Raw genomic sequence first — 20,303 nt, forward strand, 5'->3', positions numbered from 1 at the left:
CCGCCACCACCGCCGCCATAACCACCACCGCCGCCGCCGTAGCCGCCGCCACCGCTGCGGGGGGGACGGGCTTCCATGGGACGTGCTTCGTTGACGACCACGCTGCGGCCGCCCAGGGGTTGGCCGTTCATGCCGTTGATGGCGGCCTGTGCTTCCGCGTCACTGCCCATCTCGACGAAGCCGAAGCCCTTCGAGCGACCCGTGTCGCGCTCCATCATGACCTTGGCGCTGGTCACTGCGCCGAACTGGCCGAAGGCCTGCTCGAGATCACCGTCGCGCACCGAGTAAGGCAGGTTGCCGACGTAGAGTTTGTTGCCCATCAAGGGACTCCTATAAACACATCAAGAAAAGCGATGGAGTCCCGAAAGCATCACTCAAACGAGAGCCGCCGAGCCGCGCGAAACTGACCGATCACCGAATTGCTCCCGCCCAAAATCAAGAGGGATGCTCGTGCATTATGGGTGAAATATCAAAAAAGCAAGCAGGAATTTGCGTCTTGAGGTAGCACCTTTCGAAACTAATGGAAGTTAGCGCACGCCTACCTGTTTGAGCCGGGGGAATTGACGATGCGGCTACAATTTGCCGGTCATTGGGGAGTAGCCGCCTTCCGCATACGAGAAGGGCCCGCGTCAACAGACTTGTCCTTGCCCCACGAGGACATGGCGCGTGCAGTGAACACACCTGGCGAGACCTTTGACCGCACAACTTCGGGAATATGGCCGAAGGTGTTGTGCGGTCAATTGCGTCCTTCGGCCCAAGGAACCCCACATCCATCATGGAAGCTTTTCTCGTTGCAACGGGCGTGGTCGCGCTCGCCGAAATGGGCGACAAGACCCAACTCCTGGCCCTCCTGCTGGCCGCGCGCTTCAGGAAACCCTGGCCGATCGTGTTCGGCATCTTTGTCGCCACGGTCATCAACCACGCGCTGGCCGGCGCGGTCGGCAACTACATCACGCGCTGGCTCGGCCCCGAAGTGCTGCGCTGGATCCTGGGCGGCTCGTTCATCGCCATGGCCGTCTGGATGCTGATTCCCGACAAGCTCGATGAAGACGACGCCCCCGGCGTCTCGAAGTTCGGCGTCTTCGGCACCACCGTGATCGCCTTCTTCCTGGCCGAGATGGGCGACAAGACCCAGATCGCCACCGTCATGCTGGCCGCCCGCTTCACGCAGGACTACGCCTGGGTCGTCGTCGGCACCACGCTGGGCATGATGCTGGCCAATGCGCCGGTGGTGTGGCTGGGCGACAAGATCGTGCGGCGCGTGCCGATCAAGCTGGTGCACGGCATCTCGGCGGCGATCTTCCTGGTGCTGGGCGTCGTGATGATCGTCGGCTGGTAGCAGGAAAAAGTCACGGGGCTATACTTGCCCTGCGCCGATTTGCTTCAGCTTGCGGGCGCTTTATAAATTCTGCTAAAGACGGCTGCCGAACCCGGCTCGTTTTTGGCGAGGCCGGGTTTTTTCATTCATGTCGTCGTCGTCACCTTTGGTCGTCACCCCGCAGTCGATGCAGTTCGCAGGTCCGCTGGCCCTGCGCAGCGGCGCCTCGATCAGCGGCTACACGCTCGCCTACGAAACCTACGGCACCCTCAACGCCGAGCGCAGCAATGCGGTGCTGGTGTGCCATGCGCTCAACGCCTCGCACCACGTCGCGGGCGTGTACGAGGGCCAGGCCCGCTCCGAGGGCTGGTGGGACAACATGGTGGGCCCGGGCAAGCCGCTGGACACCGACCGCTTCTTCGTGATCGGCGTCAACAACCTCGGCTCCTGCTTCGGCTCGACCGGGCCGATGCACGTCAACCCCGCCAACGGCCGCGTCTACGGCGCCGACTTCCCGGTGGTCACGGTCGAAGACTGGGTCGACGCCCAGGCGGCGCTGCTCGATGCGCTCGGCATCCGCACGCTCGCGGCCGTGATGGGCGGCAGCCTCGGCGGCATGCAGGCGCTGTCGTGGACGCTGCAGTACCCCGACCGCGTGCGGCACGCCGTGGTGGTGGCCAGCGCGCCCAACCTCACGGCCGAGAACATCGCCTTCAACGAGGTGGCGCGCCGCGCCATCGTGACCGACCCCGACTTCCACGGCGGCCACTTCTACGAATACGGCGTGGTGCCCAAGCGCGGGCTGCGCATCGCCCGCATGATCGGCCACATCACCTACCTGAGCGACGACGTGATGAACGCCAAGTTCGGGCGCATTTTGCGCAGCGCCGTCGAGGGCGAGGTGGCGGGGCTCGACTACCGCTATTCCACGCAGGACATCGAGTTCCAGATCGAAAGCTACCTGCGCTACCAGGGCGACAAGTTCAGCGAGTACTTCGACGCCAACACCTACCTGCTGATCACCCGCGCGCTCGACTACTTCGACCCCGCGCGCCACCACGGCGGCCAGCTCAGCACCGCGCTCGCGCAGGCCACGGCCAAGTTCCTGCTCGTGAGCTTCAAGACCGACTGGCGCTTCTCGCCCGCGCGCAGCCGCGAGATCGTGAAGGCGCTGCTCGACAACCGCCGCAACGTGAGCTACGCCGAGATCGACGCGCCGCACGGCCACGACGCCTTCCTGCTCGACGACGTGCGCTACATGGGCGTGGTGCGCTCGTACTTCGAACGCGTCGCCAAGGAATTCCAATGAGCGACCTTGCACATCAACGACTGATTGCACAGCTTGTGCCCCAAGGCTCGCGCGTGCTCGACCTGGGCTGCGGCGACGGCGCCCTGCTCGACCTGCTGCAGCGCGAGCGCGGTTGCACCGGCTACGGCGTGGAGATCGCCGACGGCAACGTGCTGCAGTGCATCCGCCGCGGCGTCGACGTGATCCAGCTCAACCTCGACGAAGGTCTGGCGATGTTCGACGACGCCACCTTCGACGTGGTGCTGCAGATCGACACGCTGCAGCACCTGCGCAATGCCGAGGTCATGCTGCGCGAGACCGCGCGCGTGGGCCGCTTCGGCATCGTCGCCTTTCCCAACTTTGCGCACTGGCCCAACCGCCTGAGCGTGGCGCGCGGGCGCATGCCCGTGACGCGCCGCCTGCCCTACCAGTGGTACGACACGCCCAACATCCGCGTCGGCACCTACAAGGACTTCGAGGTGCTGGCCGGCAAGAACAACCTGCGCGTGCTCGACGCCTTCGGCCTGCAGAACGGGCGCGACGTGCGCTGGCTGCCCAACGCGCGCGCCAGCACGGCGGTGTTCAAGTTCGAGCGGGGCGGCTGAGCACGCCGCCCCTGCACCGCACGGACATCGGGTCGGAATGAGCTTCACGCTCGCGCAGCCGGTTCACAGCGACCTGCTCATCAAGAAAAGCCGCTTCATCGGCTGCGTGCAACCGGTGCCCGACCGCGCGGCCGCGCTGGCGGTGGTCGCCTCGCTGCGCGCCGAACATCCGGGCGCTGCGCACGTGTGCTGGGCCCTGATGGCCGGCGGCCAGTCGGCTGCGAACGACGACGGCGAGCCCGGCGGCACGGCCGGACGCCCCATGCTCGAGGTGCTGCGCCACCAGCAGGTGGAAGGTGCGCTCGCGACCGTAGTGCGCTACTTCGGCGGCGTGAAGCTCGGTGCCGGCGGCCTCGTGCGGGCCTACACCGATGCCGTGGCGCAGGCGCTGCTCGGCGCCACGCTGGTGCCGCTCGTGCGCCAGCGCCACCTGCAGTGCGCCGTGCCTTATGCGCTCGAGGGGCTGGTGCGGCGCGAGCTGGCCGCCATCGGCGCGGTGCTGGAAGACGTGCAGCACGGCGACGACGTGCGCTTTGCCTTCGCGCTGCCCGCACCCGAGGCCGATGCCTTCATCGCGCGCCTCGACGATGCTGCGCAAGGGCGCGTCGTCTGGCCGACGGCGTGAGCCGCTTCGCCGGCACCTTGCCCGGGGCCGGCTCCACCGCCAGGGCGAGCACGCCGCGCGATGCGAGCGCGATCGGCTCGGCCAGGTCGTCGTCGACACCGCGCCGCGTCATCTCGGCGGTCACGATGCCGGTGGGCACGGCCAGCACGCCCCAGCCCAGCAGCATCATCACCGAGGCGATCGCGCGGCCCAGGTCGGTCTTGGGCACGAGGTCGCCGAAGCCGACCGTGGCCATGGTGGAGATGGCCCAGTAGATCGCCACCGGAATGCTGGTGAAGCCGTGCGTCGGGCCTTCGACCACGTACATCAGCGTGCCCATCACCAGCACCACCAGCATCACGAAGCCCACGAACACCGTGATCTTCCGGCGGCTCGATGCCACCGCCGACACCAGCGCGCGGTACTCCACCGAATAGCGCGAGAGCTTGAAGATGCGGAACACGCGCAGCAGCCGCAGGATGCGCACGTCGATCAGGTACGCCAGCTCGGGCGCGAAGGCCACGAGAAAGGTCGGCAGCAATGCCAGCAGGTCGATCACGCCGTAGAAGCTCAGCGCGTAGCGCAGCGGCTTGTTCACGCAGCACAGCCGCGCGATGTACTCCAGCGTGAAGAGAATCGTGAACACCCATTCGAGGGCATTGAACAGAGGCCGCCACTGGTCGCGGATCGATTGCACGCTGTCCAGGATGACGACCAGCACGCTCATCACGATCACCGCGATCAACGTCAGGTCGAACCACAGGCCGGCGGGCGTGTCGGCCTCGAAGATCACGGTGAACAGCGTTCGCCGCCAGCCGCGCGCAGGCTTGTCGAACCGCGAGTCGGTGGCGGCGGGCGTGGACAGGGCTTCGATGTTCGGTCGGATCAGGCGGGTCATGCGGGGCATTGTCAGGGGCCCCGGGGCGACTTATTCAGTTACGCTTATTGCGCAATGAAGTGCCGCATGCCGTGAGTGCGTTCTTACGATAGTCCCCTTTCTTGAGGAGCTCCCCATTGGCCACACAGTCCCCCTTTTTCGGCAAGCGTGATCGTGACACCGACTCGCTGACGTCCCGTCCCGCACCGCTGGTTGGTTCGGGCACCAATCTCTCGGGCACTCCCGTCAATCCCTCCTCGTTGACTGCGCAGGCCGGCCTGGCCCCGGCGGCCGCTCCTGCTGCCAAGGAAGGCGGCAGCAAGCTCACCGTCGGCCCGAACATCAAGCTCAAGGGCGTCGAGATCACCGATTGCGACACGCTCGTGGTCGAAGGCCTGGTCGAGGCGACGATGGATTCGCGCCTGATGCAGATCGCCGAACAGGGCGAGTTCAAGGGCTCGGCCGAGATCGACATCGCCGAGATCCGCGGCGTGTTCGACGGCAACCTCACCGTGCGCGAGAAGCTCGTCATCCACTCGACCGGCAAGGTCACCGGCAAGATCCGCTACGGCAAGATCGTGATCGAAGAAGGCGGCCAGCTGTCCGGCGAAATCAGCTTCGGCGCCAAGCCGTCGCTGCAGGCCGCCGCCTGAGGCACCTGACGCGCCCGGTCTGACGACCGTCGATCAGGGCGCTTTCTTTTTCGGTGGGGCCTTTTTGGCCGCCGGCTTCGGCTTGTCCGCGGCGGCGGCCATTGCTGCGTCTGCAGCCGGCGGGGTCCACCCCAGGCGCTGCAGCAAGGCCCCGGCCGCGGCCGGGGCCTTTTCCTTGGCGCCGTTGATGAAATACACGAACACGTCGCGCACCTTCGGCGTCGTGGTCCAGCCTTGCGCGCGCGCGGCCCAGGTGTCCAGCGCCTTGGGCGCGTAGCCGGTGGCGAGCGACGCGTCGGCCATCATGAGCCGCGCATAGGCGACGTCGCCTTCGGGCTCCTCGAACGATGGAAACTTGTCCGCGTCGGTGAACACGGTCGACACCTTGTGCTTCTTCGCGAGCGCCTTGTAGGCGGGCGTGATGAAGCTCTCGTGGCGCACGTCCATCACGTGGCGCAGCACGCGGCTGCCTTCCTTCTTGGGCAGCAGCTCCAGGAATGCCTCGAAGTCTTCCGCATCGAACTGCTTGGTCGGCATGAATTGCCACACGATCGGCCCGAGCTTGTCGCCCAGCTCGGCCACGCCGCTGTCGATGAAGCGCTGGATCGACTCGCCCGCGGTCGCCAGCACCTTGCGGTTGGTGGTGAAGCGCGAGGCCTTCATCGAGAACACGAAGTCGTCGGGCGTGTCGTCGCGCCACTTGCGGAAGGTCTCGGGCTTGAAGGTGCTGTAGTAGGTGCCGTTGATCTCGATGGCGCTCACCTGCCGGCTGGCGTGGTTCAACTCCTTCGCGTGGGCCAGGCCCTTGGGGTAGAAGTTGTCGCGCCAGGGCTCGTAGGTCCAGCCGCCGATCCCCACCTTGATCCGCGTCGATGTTGCCTTGCTCACATTGCGCTCCGGGTTTTGAGATCGCCCGCACTCTACGCGCGCTCGCCGCGAGGCGCAAAATGCGTTTTTTCGTCCCCGCGGAGAATCCCCCGATGAACGCCCCCCTGCACAGTGAAATGCCCGCCGGCACGCTCGACGCGACGCGCGCCCTCTCAGATGTCACCGCCCGATGGGACGGCGACATCGTCAAGCAACTCACCGACTACATCGCCATTCCCGCCAAGTCGCCCGGCTTCGACAAGGACTGGTCGGCCAACGGCTACCTGGAGACCGTGCTGCGCAACGCCGCGGCCTGGGTCGAGGCGCAGAAGGTCGAGGGCCTGAAGCTGGAGATCGTGCGCCTGGAAGGCCGCACGCCGGTGCTGTTCTTCGAAGTGCCGGCCACCGGTACGAACATGACCGAGACCGTGCTCATGTACGGCCACCTCGACAAGCAGCCCGAATTCACCGGCTGGCGCAACGACCTCGGCCCGTGGACGCCCAAGTACGAGAACGGCCTGCTCTACGGCCGCGGCGGCGCCGACGACGGCTACGCCGTGTATGCCAGCGTGGCCGCGCTGCAGGCGCTCAAGGCCCAGGGCGTGGCGCACCCGCGCATCGTCGGCCTCATCGAGACCTGCGAGGAAAGCGGCTCCTACGACCTGCTGCCCTACGTCGACGCGCTGCGTCCGCGCCTGGGCGAGGTCGAGCTGGTGATCTGCCTGGATTCGGGCGCCGGCAACTACGACCAGCTGTGGCTCACGACCTCGCTGCGCGGCATGGCCAGCGGCACGCTCAAGGTCGAGGTGCTGACCGAAGGCATCCACTCGGGCGACGCCTCGGGCCTGGTGCCCTCGAGCTTTCGCATCATGCGGCAGGTGCTCGACCGCCTCGAAGACAGCGCCACCGGCCGCCTGCTGCCCGCCAGCTTCCATTGCGAAGTGCCGGCCGACCGGCTGGCGCAGGCCAAGGCCACCGCGGCCATCCTCGGCGACGAGGTCTACAAGCGCTTCCCGTGGGCGCACTACGACTGCGGCGGCTCGACCATGTTCGCGCTGCCGACCACCACCGACCCGGTCGAGGCGCTGCTCAACCGCACCTGGAAGCCCACGCTGTCGGTCACCGGCGCCGAAGGCTTCCCGGCCCTGAAGGACGCGGGCAACGTGCTGCGCCCCTACACCGCCTTCAAGCTCTCGCTGCGCCTGCCGCCGCTGGTCGATGCGGCCGAGACGGTGCAAAAGCTCAAGGCCCTGCTCGAAGACAACGCGCCCTACCAGGCGCGCGTCACCTTCGAAAGCGGCGGCGGTGCCACCGGCTGGAACGCCCCCACCATCACGCCGTGGTTCGAGGACGCGCTCAATAAGGCCTCGCGCGCGCACTTCGGCGCCTCCTGCGGCTACATCGGCCAGGGCGGCACGATCCCGCTGATGAACATGCTGAGCGCCGGCTTCCCGACCGCGCAGATGATGGTCTGCGGCGTGCTGGGCCCGAAGAGCAACGCGCACGGCCCCAACGAGTTCCTGCACGTGCCCTACGCCAAGAAGCTGACGGCCGCCGTGGCCGAGGTCATTGCGGCCCTGCCCGTCGCGCACCGCGCCGCGGCTGCGGAGCCGGTGGCGGCTTGAGCGCCGCGCCGGGCCGCCCCAAGCAAGCGCGCTCCCGCTTGGCGGGACGGCGCGCAGCGCCAAGGGTGCACCAATGAGCGCCGCGCCGGGCCGCCCCAAGCAAGCTCGCTCCCGCCTGGCGGGAAGGCGCGCAGCGCCAAGGGTGCACCCATGAACGACGCGCTGCCCCTGCCGCACCGCGTGGCGCTGTCCACGCCGGACGGCGAGACGCTGGCGCTGCGGCGGCTGCCCGCCGCCGGCAGGCCCCGCGCCGTGGTGGTCGTGGTGCACGGGCTGGGCGAGCACGCGGGGCGCTACCACGGCCTGGCCAAGCAGCTGCACGGCTGGGGCTTCGCGGTCTGGGCGCACGACCATCACGGGCACGGCGAATCCACCGGCGCGCGCGGCGGCCTGCCCAGCGAGTTGCGGCTGGTCGACGACCTGGCCCTGGTGATCGACGATGCGCGCCGCGAGAACCCCGGCGTGCCGCTGGTGCTGCTGGGCCACAGCCTGGGCGGCCTGGTCGCCGCGAGCCTGGTGGCGCGCGGCGTGCGGCCGGTCGATGCGCTGGTGTTGTCGTCGCCGGGGCTCGACCCGGGGTTGAACGGCGTCCAGAAGATGCTGCTGGCCGTGCTGCCGCGCATCGCGCCCAACCTGCGCGTGAGCAACGGGCTCGACGACAACTACCTCTCGCACGACCCGGTGGTGGTGCAGGCTTACCGCGACGATCCGCTCACGCACGACCGCATCGGCAGCCGGCTGGCGCGTTTTCTCGCGTACGAAGGCGCCACGGTGCAGCAGCACGCGGCGCGCTGGCCGGTGCCCACGCTGCTGATCTACGCGGGCGACGACCGGCTCGTGCGGCCGGCCGCCAGCCGTGCCTTCGCGGTGGCCGCGGCGCCCAGCGGCAACGTCGAGGCGAAGTGCTTCGACGCGCTGTACCACGAGCTCTTCAACGAGCTCGATGCGGAGCCCGTGTTCGACACGCTGCAGCGCTGGCTCGACCGGCGGTTTCCGGCGGCGGCTGTTCCCGCGCGCGTGGCCTGAGCCTCAGGCCTTGGCCACCGGCGCACGCCGGCGTTGCGTCTGCGCGAGCCAGAGCAGCGCGGCGCCGGTCAGGGCCACCGGCACCAGCGAGCCGTAGTTCAACAGCTGCCAGCCCTGCGTGGTCACCAATACGCCCGAGGCGAACGAGGTCAGCGCCAGCGTCGCGAACACGCAGAAGTTGAGCGCGCCCTGGGCCCGGTCGCGCTCCTCGGCCGTGTAGGCCGTGAGCGAGAGCGTCGTGCTGCCGGTGAACAGGAAATTCCAGCCCACGCCCAGCAGGAACAGCGCGACCAGGAAGTGGTGCAGGTCCACGCCCGACAGCGCCACCACGATGCAGCCGAGGTTCAGCGCCAGCCCCACCCCCATCACCGGCAGCGCGCCGAAGCGGCGGATCAGGTGGCCGGTGAAGAAGCCCGGCGCGAACATGCCGATCACGTGCCATTCGAGCACCAGCGCCGCGTCGGAAAACGGCAGGCTGCAGATCTGCATCGCGATGGGCGTGGCGGCCATCAGCAGGTTCATCACGCCGTAGCTCAGCGCGCCCGCGGCGGCCGACACGATGAACACGGGCTGGCGCATGATCTCGCCCAGCGGCCTGCCGCCGCCGGCTTCCTTGCGGGTCGGCGAGGGCGGGAATTCGATGAAATGCATCACCGCCATCGAGAGCAGCGCCACCGCCGCCAGCGCGATGTAGGCGCCGGCGAAGGGCACGGAGAGCGCCTCGCGCGTGAAGGTCGCTAGGTTCGGCCCCGCCACCGCGCCGATCAGGCCGCCGGCCATCACCATCGACACGGCCTTCTCGCGCCAGGCCGGCAGTGCCAGCTCGGCCGCCGCGAAACGGTAGAGCCCGGCGTTGGCGTTGTAGTAGCCGGCGACCACGGTGGCGAAGCACAGCAGCCAGAAGTTCTTCGAGGACGCCGCGTAGGCGCACAGCAGCGCCGAGCCGACCGCTACCGCCAGCCCGATCTGGAACGAACCGCGGCGGCCGAAGCGCTGCTGCGTGCGCGCCACCAGCCCCGTGCTCAGCGCACCGCCCACCACGTAGCCCATCACGGGCAGCGTGGCCATCCAGCCCTGTGGCGCGATGCCCAGGCCGACGAGACCGTTGATGGCGATGAAGGTGACGTTGTTGGTCAGGAGCAGGCCCTGGCAGATGGCCAGGAGCCACAGATTGCGATTCATGGGGCGCGGTTCTACGCGATTGGCCGGCGAAGGCAAGGCGCCGGCCAAAAAAAAGCGCCCTCGCGGGCGCCGGAATTCTGAGAATGAAATTCGCCGGGTGGCAGGTCAGGTCGGCTTGTTGCCTTGCAGCAGACCGCTGAGCGAGCCCAGCAGGTCGTCCTGGTTGCCGAGACCTTGCTCGGGCACCTTGCCCTGCGGCGTGAGCTGGTTGATGAGGGCCGGCAGCATGGTGGCCAGCATCGGCAGCAGCATTTGTGCGTTGATGCCGAGTTTGGAAGCGATGGCGGCGATCGTGTCGCCGCCCAGCGCGTTCTGCAACTGATCGCCCGACACCGGCTTGTTTTCACCGTTGCCGATCCAGGAGCCGATCACGTCGCCCATGCCCGCCTGCTCGAATTTCGAGACCATGCCGCCGAGGCCGCCCTGCCCGCCGTTGTTGGCAAGCAGGCCGCCCAGGGCGCCGGCGAGGCTTCCGAGATCTCCCAATCCCCCGAGGCCACCGCCTTGCGGTTGCTGCTGTTGTGCAGCGCCTCCTAGCACCTGACCGAGTACCGAATCGAGCAACCCCATGACCATTCCTTGGTGTGTGACAGAAACGCTCACATTTTCCAATGTGGCGACCCGCTTGCCGAAAGTGGCGCGGCCACTTTCGAACTGGCAACGTGACAAATTACTTGCTGCGTGCTGCGCGTTTCGGCAGGAGCGCGGGGCTGACGCCCTGCACACCGACCAGGCCGAGCACGGTGACGAGCGAATTCTGCGCGCCTTTCCATGCATCTGTCACGTCAATCGACTCGCCCAGCGAGTGGAATCCGCCCGACTTGCCGCCGCCGCCGATGATGATGGCCGGGATGCCCAGCGAAATGGGAACGTTCGCATCCGTGCTGCCGCCGCGCAGCAGCGTCTTGTGGCCGAAAGCACTGTTGGCGCGCGTGGCGGCCTCGACGATCACCGAGTCGGGCGCCGTGCGGCCGCCCGGGCGGTCGCCGATGAGCTTGGTGCTCACGCTCAGGCTGGCCACGTTCCAGCGCTTGTTTTCTTCCGCCACGGCCTCGTCGAGCGTGGCGAGGATCTTCTTCTCGGTCTCCAGCAGCGAGGCCATGTCGTCCGAGCGGATGTCGATGGCCATGCGCGCATCGGGCGCGATGGTGTTCACCGAGGTGCCGCCGCCGACGGTGCCGACGGTGAAGGTGGTCTTGGGGAAGCTGGGCGTGCGCACCTCGGCGATCTTGGCGATGGCGCGGCCCATGCCGTGGATCGCGCTGGGCACCTGCCCGAAGGCGCCGAAGCTGTGGCCGCCCGGCCCCTTGAAGGTGACTTCGTAGCGGTGGCTCGCGGTGCCGAGCACCAGCACGTGGCCGTCGGGCGAGGGCTCCAGGCCGACCATGCCGTCGATGTCCAGGTGGTCGCGGAAGATGGCCTTCATGCCGCGCAGGTTGCCCAGCTCTTCCTCGCCGACGTTGGCAACGATCATCAGGTCGCCCACGGTCTGGATCTTGTTGTCGTTGAGCACCTTGAGCCACGACAGCAGCACCGACAGGCCGCGCGTGTCGTCGCCGATGCCGGGCGCGAAGAGCTTGCCGTCGCGCTCCTTCACCTTCACGTCGGTGCCGGCCGGAAAGACCGTATCGAGGTGCGCCGAGATCAGCAGCTTGGGGCCGTTGCCCGTGCCCTTGCGCAGGCCGATCACGTTGCCTTCGGCGTCGATCTTCGCGTCGGGCAGGCCGAGGGCTTTCAGGCGCGCCAGGAAGGCTTCGGCGCGCTTCTGTTCCTTGAAGGGCGGCGCTTCGATCTCGGTCAGCGTCTTCAGTTCTTCGACCGTGCGTTCGTGGTCGGCCTTGACCGATTCCAGCAGCTTGCGGATCGCGGGCGACGCCATGAGCTGGGTGTAGGCCTGGTCGACCGCGGGGCTGACCTGCGCCGGTGTGGGCGCAACGGCCTGGCTTTGGGCGTGAACGGTGGGCATGGCGCACAGCGCGGCCAGGACAAGGGGGGCGAGACGAAACGCGCGGGATGAACGAGGCATGGGGGGAGCGGTCCTTCCGGGAGGCGGAGTGAACAAGGAAAAACGAAGCGGCCATTGTTCCGCAGGCGCCCGGTGTGCGCCTCGCGGAAAACACCCCCCAAACAGTTCAGGCGCCGACGAGCGACACCAGCGCTGCGAGCGCCGCGGTTTCGGCGCGCAGCACCCGCGCACCGAGCGTGGCCGGTGCGAAGCCGCGCGCGATGGCGTCCTGTTCCTCGGTGGCGCTGAGGCCGCCTTCGGGGCCGCTCAGCACGAGCGCCGGTTGCGTGGTGGGTGTCTCGGCGGCCACGGCGGAGACGGCGCGCGTGCCCTCGGCCAGGCTCAGCACCAAGCGCGTCGCTGCCGTATCCGCGGCAGCAGCGCTGCCGAGCCAGCCCGCGAAGGACTGCACCGGATGGATCACCGGCACGCGGTTGCGCCCGCATTGCTCGCAGGCCGCGACGGCGATGGCTTCCCAGTGCGCCCGTTTTTTCTCGGCGCGCTCGCCCGACAAGCGGAGCACGCCGTGCGCCGTGGCCAGCGGCTGGATGCTGGTCACGCCGAGTTCGGTGGCTTTCTCGACCAGCCAGTCCATGCGCTCGTTGGCCGGCATGCCGACCGCCAAGTGCACGGCGCGGGCCGCTTCGCGCTCGACGGGCGTGTGGTCGCCGACCGTCACAGCGACCTCGCTGCGGCCCATGCGCTCGACCGTCGCGGCGTACTCGCCGCCCGCGCCATCGAACAGGGTGAGCGTGTCGCCGGGCTGCATGCGCAGCACCTGCACATGGCGCGCGGCGCCCGGCGGCAGCGCCAGGCTGGCGCCGGCGGTCAGCGGCACGGAGCAGTGAAAACGGGGCATGCGATGAAATCAGGAGCTGACGGCGCCCGTGGTGCGGGCGCTACAGCGATTTTCTTTTTCGGATTTTTTCAGTTTCTCTTCAGACTCGGCCGTAGGCGAAGCCGGTAACGGCCGTGGTGCCCTCGACCTCGTCGATCACGCGCAGCAGCGGCTTCAATTCGATGTAGCGGCTGGTGGTGGCGCGGATGTAAGCGATGAAGCGAGGTGTGTCGGCCAGGTAGCGCGGCTTGCCGTCGCGCAGCGTGAGGCGCGCGAAGATGCCGGCCACCTTGAGGTGGCGCTGCAGGCCCATCCATTCGACCGCGCGGTAGAAGGCGCCGAAGTCCTCGTCGACCGGCAGGCCGGCCTTGCGCGCGGCGGTCCAGTAGCGGATGGTGATGTCGAGCACGAACTCCTCGTCCCAACTCAGGAAGGCGTCGCGCATCAGGCTGGCGATGTCGTAAGTGATCGGGCCGTAGACGGCGTCCTGGAAGTCGAGCACGCCCAGCGGCTGGCCGGCGTCGTCGCCCACCATCAGGTTGCGCGGCATGAAGTCGCGGTGCACGTAGACGCTCGGCGACGCGAGGTTGTTCTCGACGATCAGCGCGAAGGCGCGGTCCAGGCGCTCCTTCAGCTGGCCTTCCACGGCCACGCCGCGGTGCTTGCCGATGTACCACTCGGGAAAGAGCGCCAGTTCGCGCTCGAGCAGGGCCCGGTCATAGGGCGGCAGCACGCCGGGCTTGGAGGCCAGCTGCCAGCGGATCAGCGCGTCGATGGCCAGGTCGTAGAGCGGCCGGTTGGCGTCCGGGCGGGCCGGATCGATCACGTCGAGCATGGTCTGGCGGCCCAGGTCGTCGAGCAGCAGGAAGCCGTGGTCGCGGTCCCATTCGAGCACCTGCGGCGCCGTCACGCCGGCCTCGGTCATCAGCTGTGCCACCTGTACGAAGGGGGCGCTGTTTTCCTTGTCGGGGGGCGCATCCATCACGATGCGCGTGCCGCCGTCGGTGGTGTCGAGGCGGAAGTAGCGGCGAAAGCTCGCGTCGGCCGACGCCAGCCGGACGGTGTCCGGGCGCAGTTGCCGGGCGTCGGCAATGCCGGCCAGCCAGCCCCGGAACGCTTCGGCCCGCTGCGGATCTGTCCAGAGAATGGCCTGGGCGGGGTGTGGGGTCGTGGACGCCGGGGTCGAAGGTGCTGTCATGGATAATCAATTCTACAAATCCGCCTGGCGCGGCACCCCTGCTCGAGGTCGATCCGACCGGGCGGGGTGGCTGCCGGACCCCGCAACCCGCCGGCTTGCCGCGCCGTCCCGACGATTTTTCGTTCCGAATCGATGCCTACGACCCCACGCGCTGCCTTGCGACGTTCGAGCCCGCCGCTGCCACTGGCCGTGCTGTCGCTGGCGCTGCTGCACGCGCATGGCGCCTTTGCCCAGCAAGCCGGTGTGCTTGAGGGACCGCTCACGCTGAAGCGCACGCCGCTGCTCACCGAGACGCTGACGCCCGTGCAACGCAGCCAGCTGCCCAGCCTCGTCACTGGCGACCGCATTTCCGGCCGCCCCGACCTCGAGACCGTGGTCGAGGGCAACGCCACGCTGCGCCGTGGCCCGGTCGCCATCACGGCCGACCGCCTCGAGTATTACCAGCCGGACGACCGCGCCAAGGCCACCGGCAACGTGCGGGTCAACCAGGCCGGCAACGTGTACGAAGGTCCGGAGCTGGAACTCAAGCTCGAGACCTTCGAGGGCTTCTTCAACAACGTGCGCTACCGCTTCCTCGCGACCGGCGGCCACGGCGAGGCCGAACGCATCGACTTCGTCGACTCCAACATCTCGATCGCGCGGCGCGCCAGCTACACCACCTGCCGCCGCGAAGACTTTCCCGGCTGGATGCCGGCCTGGCTGCTGACCGCCGCCACGCTGACCACCGACACCGAGGAAAACGAGGGCGTCGCCATCGATGCGCGCATGAGCTTCATGGGCATCACGACGCCGCCGATCCCGCGCGTGACCTTCCCGCTGTCGAACGAACGCAAGAGCGGCCTGCTGCCGCCCACCATCGGGCTGGACAACACCAACGGCTTCGAGGTCGCGCAGCCCTACTACTGGAACATCGCGCCCAACCGCGACGCCACCTTCACGCCCACGCTGATGAGCAAGCGCGGGCTCAACCTGGCCAGTGAGTTCCGCTATCTCGAGAAGGACTACAGCGGCAGCATCCGTCTGGACCTGATGGGCAGCGACCGCCTCGTGGGCCAGCGCTACAACGAGGCGCGCGCCGAGCAGCTGCAGAAGCTGAACAACGGCGAGATTGCGCTCAAGGACCTGAACTTCGGCAAGCCGCCCGACAGCAGCAAGCGCTGGGGCCTGTGGCTCAACCACCACCACGACTTCGATGCCAAGGCCCTGGGCCTGGATTCGCTGTCCGCCAGCCTCAACATCAACCGCGTCAGCGACAACGACTACTGGCGTGACTTCACGCGCACGCCGACGCTGGCGCAGCGCCAGCTGCCGAACGATGCCTCGCTGAACTGGTCCAAGGGCGACTGGAGCGGCGCCGTGCGCGCCCTGCGCTACCAGACGCTGCAGTACAACCTGTCGCCGGTCGTGCCCTCGTACGACCGCGTGCCGCAGATCACGGCCAACTACGCCAAGTACGACTGGCACGGCTTCGACGTCTCGTTGAACACCGACTACTCGCGCTTTCGCGTCAACAGCATCCTGGCCGGCCAGCCCGGCTTCGACGCCATCCAGCAGTCGCAGCCCGACGGCGACCGCGTGTTCGCGCAGGCGGCGATCAGCCGGCCGTTCCTCACGCCGAGCTCCTTCGTCATCCCCAAGCTGCAGCTGCACGCGACCTCGTACAACTACTACCTGCCGCAGTCGTCCATTCCGAAGGTGTCGGTCAACGGCATCGACTACGTGAACGGGATGCCGTACAACCCGAGCCAGCTGTACTTCTTCCCGACCTCGTCGAACCGCGTCGTGCCGACCTTCAGCCTGGACAGCGGCCTGGTCTTCGAGCGCGACGCCAGCTACTTCGGCCGTGCCTTCCGCCAGACGCTGGAGCCGCGCGCGTACTACGTGTACACGCCGTACCGCAACCAGAGCATGCTGCCGAACTACGACTCGGCCGCCAACGACTTCAGCTTTGCGACCATCTACACCGAGAACGCGTTCTCGGGCGCGGACCGCATCTCGGACACCAACGCGCTCACGCTGGGCGTCACGTCCCGCCTGATCGATCCGGGCACCGGCGTCGAAGCCGTGCGCTTCGGCATCGCGCAGCGCTTCCGCTTCGCCGACCAGAAGGTCACGCTGCCGGGCGTCGCGCCGGTCACCGACCGCACCAGCGACCTGCTGCTGGGCGCCCAGATCAACTGGACGCCCAAGTGGAGCCTGGACACGCTGCTCCAGTACAACCCCGATTCGCGCCGTTCCACGCGCAGCGCGATCAGCGCGCGCTACAACCCGGGCCCGTACCGCAACCTCAGCGCCGCCTTCCGCTACCAGGCGCCGAGCACGCCCACGGCCACCGACGGCAACAAGTCGATCGACTTCGGCTGGCAATGGCCGCTCAACGATCTGTGGGGCGACAAGGGCAAGGACCTCGGGCCGGGCAAGGGCGAAGGCGGTGGACGCTGGTACGCCGTGGGTCGCTTGAACTACAGCCTGCAGGACAAGAAGCTCACGGACGGCGTGCTCGGGGTCGAGTACGACGGCTGCTGCTGGATCAGCCGTGTGGTGCTGCAGCGCATCACCACCGGCCAGGTGACGGCCAACACCCGCATCATGTTCCAGCTCGAATTCGTCGGTTTCTCCAGCATCGGCTCGAGCCCGATGCAGGCCCTGCGGCAGAACGTGCAGCGCTACCAGCCGCTGCGTCAACCGACCGAAGCCCCGAGCCGCTTCACCAATTACGACTGAAACGACGACCGTTCACGCCATGAAACACATCCGTTCCCTCATCACCCTGGGTTGCCTTGCGGCCATCGCCGCAACGGCCGGCGCACAGGGCTTTCGTTCCGGCAGCGGCATCACGGACATCATGCGTGCCGGTCCCCGGATCGTGCCGCCGGCGGCGCGCCCTGCCGGTCCCGCGGCGGCGCCGGTGCAGCGCGCGGCCGAGTACATCGTGGCGCTGGTCAACTCCGAGCCCATCACCAACACCGAGGTGCAGTCGCGTGTCACGCGCCTGATCCGCGAGAACCCGGACGCCGAGCGCGTGCCGCGCGCCGAGCTCACGCGCCTCGTGCTGGAGCGCCTGATCACCGAACGCGCGCAGCTGCAGCTGGCGAAGGAAAACGGCATCAAGGTCGATGACGTGGCGATCGACCAGGCCGAGCAGACCGTGGCGCGCCAGAACGAGATCAGCCTCACCGAACTGCGCAGCCGCGTCGCGGCCGAAGGCATCTCGGCGCGCGAGTTCCGCAACGACCTGCGCGACCAGCTGCTGCTCACGCGCCTGCGCGACCGCGAGGTCGAGTCCAAGGTCAAGATCAGCGACACCGAGGCCGACGAGTACCTGCGCGACCAGCGCGAGAGCGCCGTCAAGAACAACGCCCTGCTCAACCTCAACATCGCCCAGCTGCTGGTGGCCGTGCCCGAGAACGCCACCGAGGCGCAGGTCGCGACCGCACAGAAGAAGGCCACCGACCTCGCACAGCGCGCGCGCAGCGGCGAAGACTTCGCCAAGCTGGTGCGCGAAAACTCCGATTCGCCCGACCGCGCCAACGGCGGCGCGCTCGGCCTGCGCAGCGCCGACCGCTACCCGCCGGTGTTCGTCGAGGCCACGCAATCGACCGCGGTGAACGGCATCGCCGGGCCCGTGCGCTCGGGCGCCGGCTTCCACGTGCTCAAGGTGCTGACCAAGGCGCAGGTGGGCTCGTCGGATGCGTCCATCACCCAGACCCAGGTGCGCCACATCCTGCTGCTGAACGACCCCAAGCGCACGACCGCGCAGGCGGTGGCCCAGCTGCAGGAATTCAAGCGCCGCGTGCAGGCCGGCACCGCCGACTTCGCCGGCCTGGCGCGCGACAACTCGCAGGACGCGAGCGCCAAGGAAGGCGGCGACCTCGGCTGGTCGCGCCCCGGCCAGTTCGTGCCCGAGTTCGAGGAAGCCATGGACCGGCTCACGCCGGGCCAGATCAGCGACCCCGTGGTGTCGCGCTTCGGTGTCCACCTGATCCAGGTGGTCGGCCGCCGCGAAGCCAAGCTGAGCCAGTCGGAGCAGCGCGAAGCCGCGCGTGCCGCATTGCGTGAGCAGCGCGTCGAAGAAGCCTTCGCCACCTGGGTGCAGGAAGTGCGCGCGCGCGCCTACGTCGAATACCGCGAGACGCCGCAGTCCTGATGGCCGCGGCAGCGTCTTAGGCCGCGATGGCACAGCACATTGCAAGAAAGCGGTTCGGACAGCACTTCCTGTCCGACGGCGGGATCATCGACGGGATCGTGCAGGCGATCGCGCCGCAGCCCGGCGATGCGATGGTCGAGATCGGGCCGGGGCTGGCGGCGCTCACGCAGCCGCTGGTCGAGCGGCTCGGCCGCCTCACGGTCATCGAGCTCGACCGCGACCTGGCCAAGCGGCTGCGCGAGCATCCGCAGCTCGACGTCATCGAGTCGGACGTGCTCAAGGTCGACTTCGCCGAACTCGCGGCCAAGGCCGAACCGAAACCGCTGCGCGTGGTGGGCAACCTGCCCTACAACATCTCCACGCCGATCCTGTTCCACCTGCTGGGCTATGCCCACCTGATCGCCGACCAGCACTTCATGCTGCAAAAGGAAGTGATCGACCGCATGGTGGCCCGGCCCGCCACCTCGGACTACAGCCGCCTGAGCGTGATGCTGCAGTGGCGCTACGACATGGAGAACGTGCTGTTCGTGCCGCCCGAGAGCTTCGATCCGCCGCCGCGCGTGGACAGCGCCGTGGTGCGCATGGTGCCGCTCGCGCAGCCGCCGGCGGTCGATGCGGCGCGGCTCGGCGAGATCGTGCAGGTCGCCTTCAGCCAGCGCCGCAAGATCCTGCGGCACACGCTGGGCAAGTGGCTGGGGGAGCACGGCTTCACCGGCGAGTTCGACATCCAGCGCCGGGCCGAGGAGGTGCCGGTGGCCGAATACGTCGCACTGGCGCAGGCCGTTCCCCCATGAAAAAAGCCCGTCGATGACGGGCTTTTTTTGTGGCGGCGAGCGGTTGCAGTTACGCAGCTGCCAGCCAGTACCCCGCGTTGAAGGGGCTGCTCATGCGCAGCGCCAGGGGCGACACGTCGACGAGCTTGTCGGTCGGCATTTTCTCGCCGGCCGGCTCGGTGCTGGCGGCCGGCGTGGCCGCAGCGGCTGCCGTGGCGGTGGTGTTGACTTCGATGCCATCGAGGGTTTCAGCGGTCGGCTGAGCCTCGTTCGCCCGTTCTGCTTGGCTGGTGGATGCAGAACGGGCTACAGAAAAGAATAGAAGCAGCGGAACGGGACCTTGCGATCGCCCCAGTAGTCCGAAGCGTCGCGGAAGATGTCGAGCAGTTGCTCGCGCGCTTCCTTGTCGAACTTGGCGTTGGCCGGAATCTGTTCGAGCACGATGACGAAACCAGGCTGCGGGCCCGATTTATGCAACGGGTCGGTCATGCAGTCGTACAGCGCGTCGAAGTTCTTGCCGAAGTGCGCCGGGAAGGTGAACTGCTGGGCAATCAGGTCGAGCACGTCCTGCTTGGTCTGGGCGTTGCCCAGGTTGGCGTACAGGAAGTGCTGGCCGGCCGCGTTGGCGGCATCCTGCAGGTCGTTCACGCGGAACGCGCGGATCGATTGCACGATGTTCGGGCGTACGGCTCGAAGGGATAAGGTCATATCCGCTGGTCTTTCCATAGTCATCATCATCTCGTCGGGGCGCTTCGGGGCGCCGCTCAGGTCGTTGTCATCGCTCATGGCGCAATCCGTCTGAAACTCGCATAGTGGTCCGCCGTGTACCAGCAGGCTTCGGGCGCCGTGCGCTGCTCGCCACCGCAAACGATTCGCCGGGCGCCGCGGTTGCGCGCGCCGGGCGTTGGCACCGTGTACTCGCGGTAATGCCCGCGGCGTGCCGCTGGCAGGATGCGTTCGCGATTGCCGAATACCGTGCCGTCTTTGTCGTACCGGAAGGGGCCACCGTCAAGGATGGCCTGGTAGGTTCGCTGGCCCTGGACCGGCAGATCGGTCAGGGCAATCGATGCCTCGGAGGACGTTTTGTCGGCGCCGAACCATCCGCGGGCCTCGGCCCCCGTCGTCAGAGCCACCAGCATCAAGCTGGTGAGCGCAAACTTAGTGACAGAGGACGTGATCGAGGCGTAAGCCGCCATGGGGCACCACAAGAAAAGAGCGGGGGGTTTGAATTGCGCTCAACCTCGGGGTTAACCCGCAAATTCAAGCCCGCGAGTGTGCACCACGCTGGCGAAAATAG

The 20,303-nt window shown here is 67.9% G+C and carries 20 protein-coding genes and 1 riboswitch; of the genes, 10 read left to right on the forward strand and 10 right to left on the reverse strand.

What is annotated here, in order from left to right:
- On the reverse strand, positions 1-320 hold a 320-nt coding region (gene rbp / locus AC3WQR_RS23815; protein ID WP_492744062.1), incomplete at its 3' end, for an RNA-binding regulator.
- Positions 321-579: 259 nt separating this feature from the next.
- A riboswitch (yybP-ykoY riboswitch) is annotated at positions 580-766 on the forward strand.
- Positions 767-775: 9 nt separating this feature from the next.
- Here rbp and AC3WQR_RS23820 point away from each other — a divergent pair.
- The 4 genes from AC3WQR_RS23820 to AC3WQR_RS23835 all read left to right on the forward strand — a co-directional run bounded on the left by AC3WQR_RS23820 (position 776) and on the right by AC3WQR_RS23835 (position 3,836).
- The gene (locus AC3WQR_RS23820; RefSeq protein ID WP_062473609.1) at positions 776-1,339 is read left to right on the forward strand and encodes a TMEM165/GDT1 family protein; all 564 of its coding nucleotides are present in this window, start codon (positions 776-778) and stop codon (positions 1,337-1,339) included.
- Positions 1,340-1,466: 127 nt separating this feature from the next.
- Positions 1,467-2,627: a homoserine O-succinyltransferase MetX gene (gene metX, locus AC3WQR_RS23825; protein WP_062473608.1), complete on the forward strand. Its 1,161-nt coding sequence runs from the start codon at positions 1,467-1,469 to the stop codon at positions 2,625-2,627.
- Positions 2,624-3,211, forward strand: coding sequence for a methionine biosynthesis protein MetW (metW, locus tag AC3WQR_RS23830; protein ID WP_070063357.1), 588 nt, complete (start codon positions 2,624-2,626; stop codon positions 3,209-3,211). Before metX ends, metW begins: the two co-directional genes overlap by 4 nt.
- A gap of 37 nt (positions 3,212-3,248) precedes the next feature.
- Entirely contained in the window at positions 3,249-3,836 is a 588-nt protein-coding gene (locus AC3WQR_RS23835) for an IMPACT family protein (protein WP_095747369.1), read from the forward strand.
- On the opposite strand, the gene AC3WQR_RS23840 is transcribed toward AC3WQR_RS23835, so the two are convergent.
- Positions 3,781-4,713 (reverse strand): ion transporter, encoded by a 933-nt coding sequence (locus AC3WQR_RS23840; RefSeq protein ID WP_492744064.1) that lies wholly within the window; start codon positions 4,711-4,713, stop codon positions 3,781-3,783. The two genes, AC3WQR_RS23835 and AC3WQR_RS23840, sit on opposite strands and share 56 nt — an antisense overlap.
- Positions 4,714-4,829: 116 nt before the next feature.
- Here AC3WQR_RS23840 and AC3WQR_RS23845 point away from each other — a divergent pair, with 116 nt between their 5' ends.
- The gene (locus tag AC3WQR_RS23845) at positions 4,830-5,345 is read left to right on the forward strand and encodes a bactofilin family protein (RefSeq protein ID WP_062473600.1); all 516 of its coding nucleotides are present in this window, start codon (positions 4,830-4,832) and stop codon (positions 5,343-5,345) included.
- A 33-nt stretch (positions 5,346-5,378) separates the two neighbouring features.
- Here the strand turns inward: AC3WQR_RS23845 and AC3WQR_RS23850 are convergent, their stop codons facing one another.
- Positions 5,379-6,233: a DUF72 domain-containing protein gene (locus AC3WQR_RS23850; RefSeq protein ID WP_492744066.1), complete on the reverse strand. Its 855-nt coding sequence runs from the start codon at positions 6,231-6,233 to the stop codon at positions 5,379-5,381.
- Positions 6,234-6,325: 92 nt separating this feature from the next.
- On the opposite strand from AC3WQR_RS23850, the gene AC3WQR_RS23855 reads away from it, so the two are divergent.
- Complete coding sequence (locus AC3WQR_RS23855) at positions 6,326-7,837, forward strand: M20 family metallopeptidase (RefSeq protein WP_492744068.1); 1,512 nt, start codon at positions 6,326-6,328, stop codon at positions 7,835-7,837.
- Between the two features lie 150 nt (positions 7,838-7,987).
- The gene (locus AC3WQR_RS23860) at positions 7,988-8,863 is read left to right on the forward strand and encodes an alpha/beta hydrolase (protein WP_492744070.1); all 876 of its coding nucleotides are present in this window, start codon (positions 7,988-7,990) and stop codon (positions 8,861-8,863) included.
- 3 nt (positions 8,864-8,866) lie between these two features.
- Here the strand turns inward: AC3WQR_RS23860 and AC3WQR_RS23865 are convergent, their stop codons facing one another.
- The 5 genes from AC3WQR_RS23865 to AC3WQR_RS23885 all read right to left on the reverse strand — a co-directional run bounded on the left by AC3WQR_RS23865 (position 8,867) and on the right by AC3WQR_RS23885 (position 14,086).
- On the reverse strand, positions 8,867-10,045 hold the full coding sequence (locus tag AC3WQR_RS23865) for an MFS transporter (RefSeq protein WP_095948392.1): 1,179 nt from the start codon (positions 10,043-10,045) through the stop codon (positions 8,867-8,869).
- A 105-nt stretch (positions 10,046-10,150) separates the two neighbouring features.
- Positions 10,151-10,615, reverse strand: a complete 465-nt coding sequence (locus AC3WQR_RS23870) for a YidB family protein (protein ID WP_095948391.1) — start codon at positions 10,613-10,615, stop codon at positions 10,151-10,153.
- A gap of 100 nt (positions 10,616-10,715) precedes the next feature.
- On the reverse strand, positions 10,716-12,071 hold the full coding sequence (locus AC3WQR_RS23875) for a M20/M25/M40 family metallo-hydrolase (protein ID WP_492744072.1): 1,356 nt from the start codon (positions 12,069-12,071) through the stop codon (positions 10,716-10,718).
- Positions 12,072-12,177: 106 nt separating this feature from the next.
- Entirely contained in the window at positions 12,178-12,909 is a 732-nt protein-coding gene (locus AC3WQR_RS23880; protein WP_492744074.1) for a 16S rRNA (uracil(1498)-N(3))-methyltransferase, read from the reverse strand.
- Between the two features lie 79 nt (positions 12,910-12,988).
- Positions 12,989-14,086, reverse strand: a complete 1,098-nt coding sequence (locus AC3WQR_RS23885) for an aminoglycoside phosphotransferase family protein (protein WP_492744076.1) — start codon at positions 14,084-14,086, stop codon at positions 12,989-12,991.
- Between the two features lie 132 nt (positions 14,087-14,218).
- Between AC3WQR_RS23885 and AC3WQR_RS23890 the strand changes: the two genes are divergently transcribed.
- From AC3WQR_RS23890 to rsmA, 3 genes are read left to right on the forward strand one after another with little or no spacing between them, the layout of a single operon-like run.
- Positions 14,219-16,810: an LPS-assembly protein LptD gene (locus AC3WQR_RS23890; RefSeq protein ID WP_492744078.1), complete on the forward strand. Its 2,592-nt coding sequence runs from the start codon at positions 14,219-14,221 to the stop codon at positions 16,808-16,810.
- A gap of 19 nt (positions 16,811-16,829) precedes the next feature.
- Complete coding sequence (locus tag AC3WQR_RS23895; protein ID WP_492744080.1) at positions 16,830-18,233, forward strand: peptidylprolyl isomerase; 1,404 nt, start codon at positions 16,830-16,832, stop codon at positions 18,231-18,233.
- Between the two features lie 26 nt (positions 18,234-18,259).
- Positions 18,260-19,027, forward strand: a complete 768-nt coding sequence (gene rsmA / locus AC3WQR_RS23900) for a 16S rRNA (adenine(1518)-N(6)/adenine(1519)-N(6))-dimethyltransferase RsmA (RefSeq protein WP_139702942.1) — start codon at positions 18,260-18,262, stop codon at positions 19,025-19,027.
- Between the two features lie 285 nt (positions 19,028-19,312).
- Here rsmA and AC3WQR_RS23905 read toward each other — a convergent pair whose 3' ends face one another.
- Together AC3WQR_RS23905 and AC3WQR_RS23910 are read right to left on the reverse strand one after the other, a co-directional pair.
- The gene (locus AC3WQR_RS23905; RefSeq protein WP_095747788.1) at positions 19,313-19,738 is read right to left on the reverse strand and encodes a barstar family protein; all 426 of its coding nucleotides are present in this window, start codon (positions 19,736-19,738) and stop codon (positions 19,313-19,315) included.
- 50 nt (positions 19,739-19,788) lie between these two features.
- Positions 19,789-20,202: a guanyl-specific ribonuclease gene (locus tag AC3WQR_RS23910; protein WP_056574987.1), complete on the reverse strand. Its 414-nt coding sequence runs from the start codon at positions 20,200-20,202 to the stop codon at positions 19,789-19,791.
- Positions 20,203-20,303: the final 101 nt, after the last annotated feature.

This window comes from Variovorax sp. FW305-3-2-15-B-LB1 (assembly GCF_058787635.1).

Excerpts from the sequence above, each read along its gene's own strand:
- AC3WQR_RS23820 (WP_062473609.1), top strand. The coding sequence starts at position 776 with ATGGAAGCTTTTCTCGTTGCAACGGGCGTGGTCGCGCTCGCCGAAATG.
- metX (WP_062473608.1), top strand. The coding sequence starts at position 1,467 with ATGTCGTCGTCGTCACCTTTGGTCGTCACCCCGCAGTCGATGCAGTTC.
- metW (WP_070063357.1), top strand. The coding sequence starts at position 2,624 with ATGAGCGACCTTGCACATCAACGACTGATTGCACAGCTTGTGCCCCAA.
- AC3WQR_RS23835 (WP_095747369.1), top strand. The coding sequence starts at position 3,249 with ATGAGCTTCACGCTCGCGCAGCCGGTTCACAGCGACCTGCTCATCAAG.
- AC3WQR_RS23840 (WP_492744064.1), bottom strand. The coding sequence starts at position 4,713 with ATGACCCGCCTGATCCGACCGAACATCGAAGCCCTGTCCACGCCCGCC.
- AC3WQR_RS23855 (WP_492744068.1), top strand. The coding sequence starts at position 6,326 with ATGAACGCCCCCCTGCACAGTGAAATGCCCGCCGGCACGCTCGACGCG.
- AC3WQR_RS23860 (WP_492744070.1), top strand. The coding sequence starts at position 7,988 with ATGAACGACGCGCTGCCCCTGCCGCACCGCGTGGCGCTGTCCACGCCG.
- AC3WQR_RS23865 (WP_095948392.1), bottom strand. The coding sequence starts at position 10,045 with ATGAATCGCAATCTGTGGCTCCTGGCCATCTGCCAGGGCCTGCTCCTG.
- AC3WQR_RS23870 (WP_095948391.1), bottom strand. The coding sequence starts at position 10,615 with ATGGGGTTGCTCGATTCGGTACTCGGTCAGGTGCTAGGAGGCGCTGCA.
- AC3WQR_RS23875 (WP_492744072.1), bottom strand. The coding sequence starts at position 12,071 with ATGCCTCGTTCATCCCGCGCGTTTCGTCTCGCCCCCCTTGTCCTGGCC.
- AC3WQR_RS23880 (WP_492744074.1), bottom strand. The coding sequence starts at position 12,909 with ATGCCCCGTTTTCACTGCTCCGTGCCGCTGACCGCCGGCGCCAGCCTG.
- AC3WQR_RS23885 (WP_492744076.1), bottom strand. The coding sequence starts at position 14,086 with ATGACAGCACCTTCGACCCCGGCGTCCACGACCCCACACCCCGCCCAG.
- AC3WQR_RS23890 (WP_492744078.1), top strand. The coding sequence starts at position 14,219 with ATGCCTACGACCCCACGCGCTGCCTTGCGACGTTCGAGCCCGCCGCTG.
- AC3WQR_RS23895 (WP_492744080.1), top strand. The coding sequence starts at position 16,830 with ATGAAACACATCCGTTCCCTCATCACCCTGGGTTGCCTTGCGGCCATC.
- rsmA (WP_139702942.1), top strand. The coding sequence starts at position 18,260 with ATGGCACAGCACATTGCAAGAAAGCGGTTCGGACAGCACTTCCTGTCC.
- AC3WQR_RS23905 (WP_095747788.1), bottom strand. The coding sequence starts at position 19,738 with ATGACTATGGAAAGACCAGCGGATATGACCTTATCCCTTCGAGCCGTA.
- AC3WQR_RS23910 (WP_056574987.1), bottom strand. The coding sequence starts at position 20,202 with ATGGCGGCTTACGCCTCGATCACGTCCTCTGTCACTAAGTTTGCGCTC.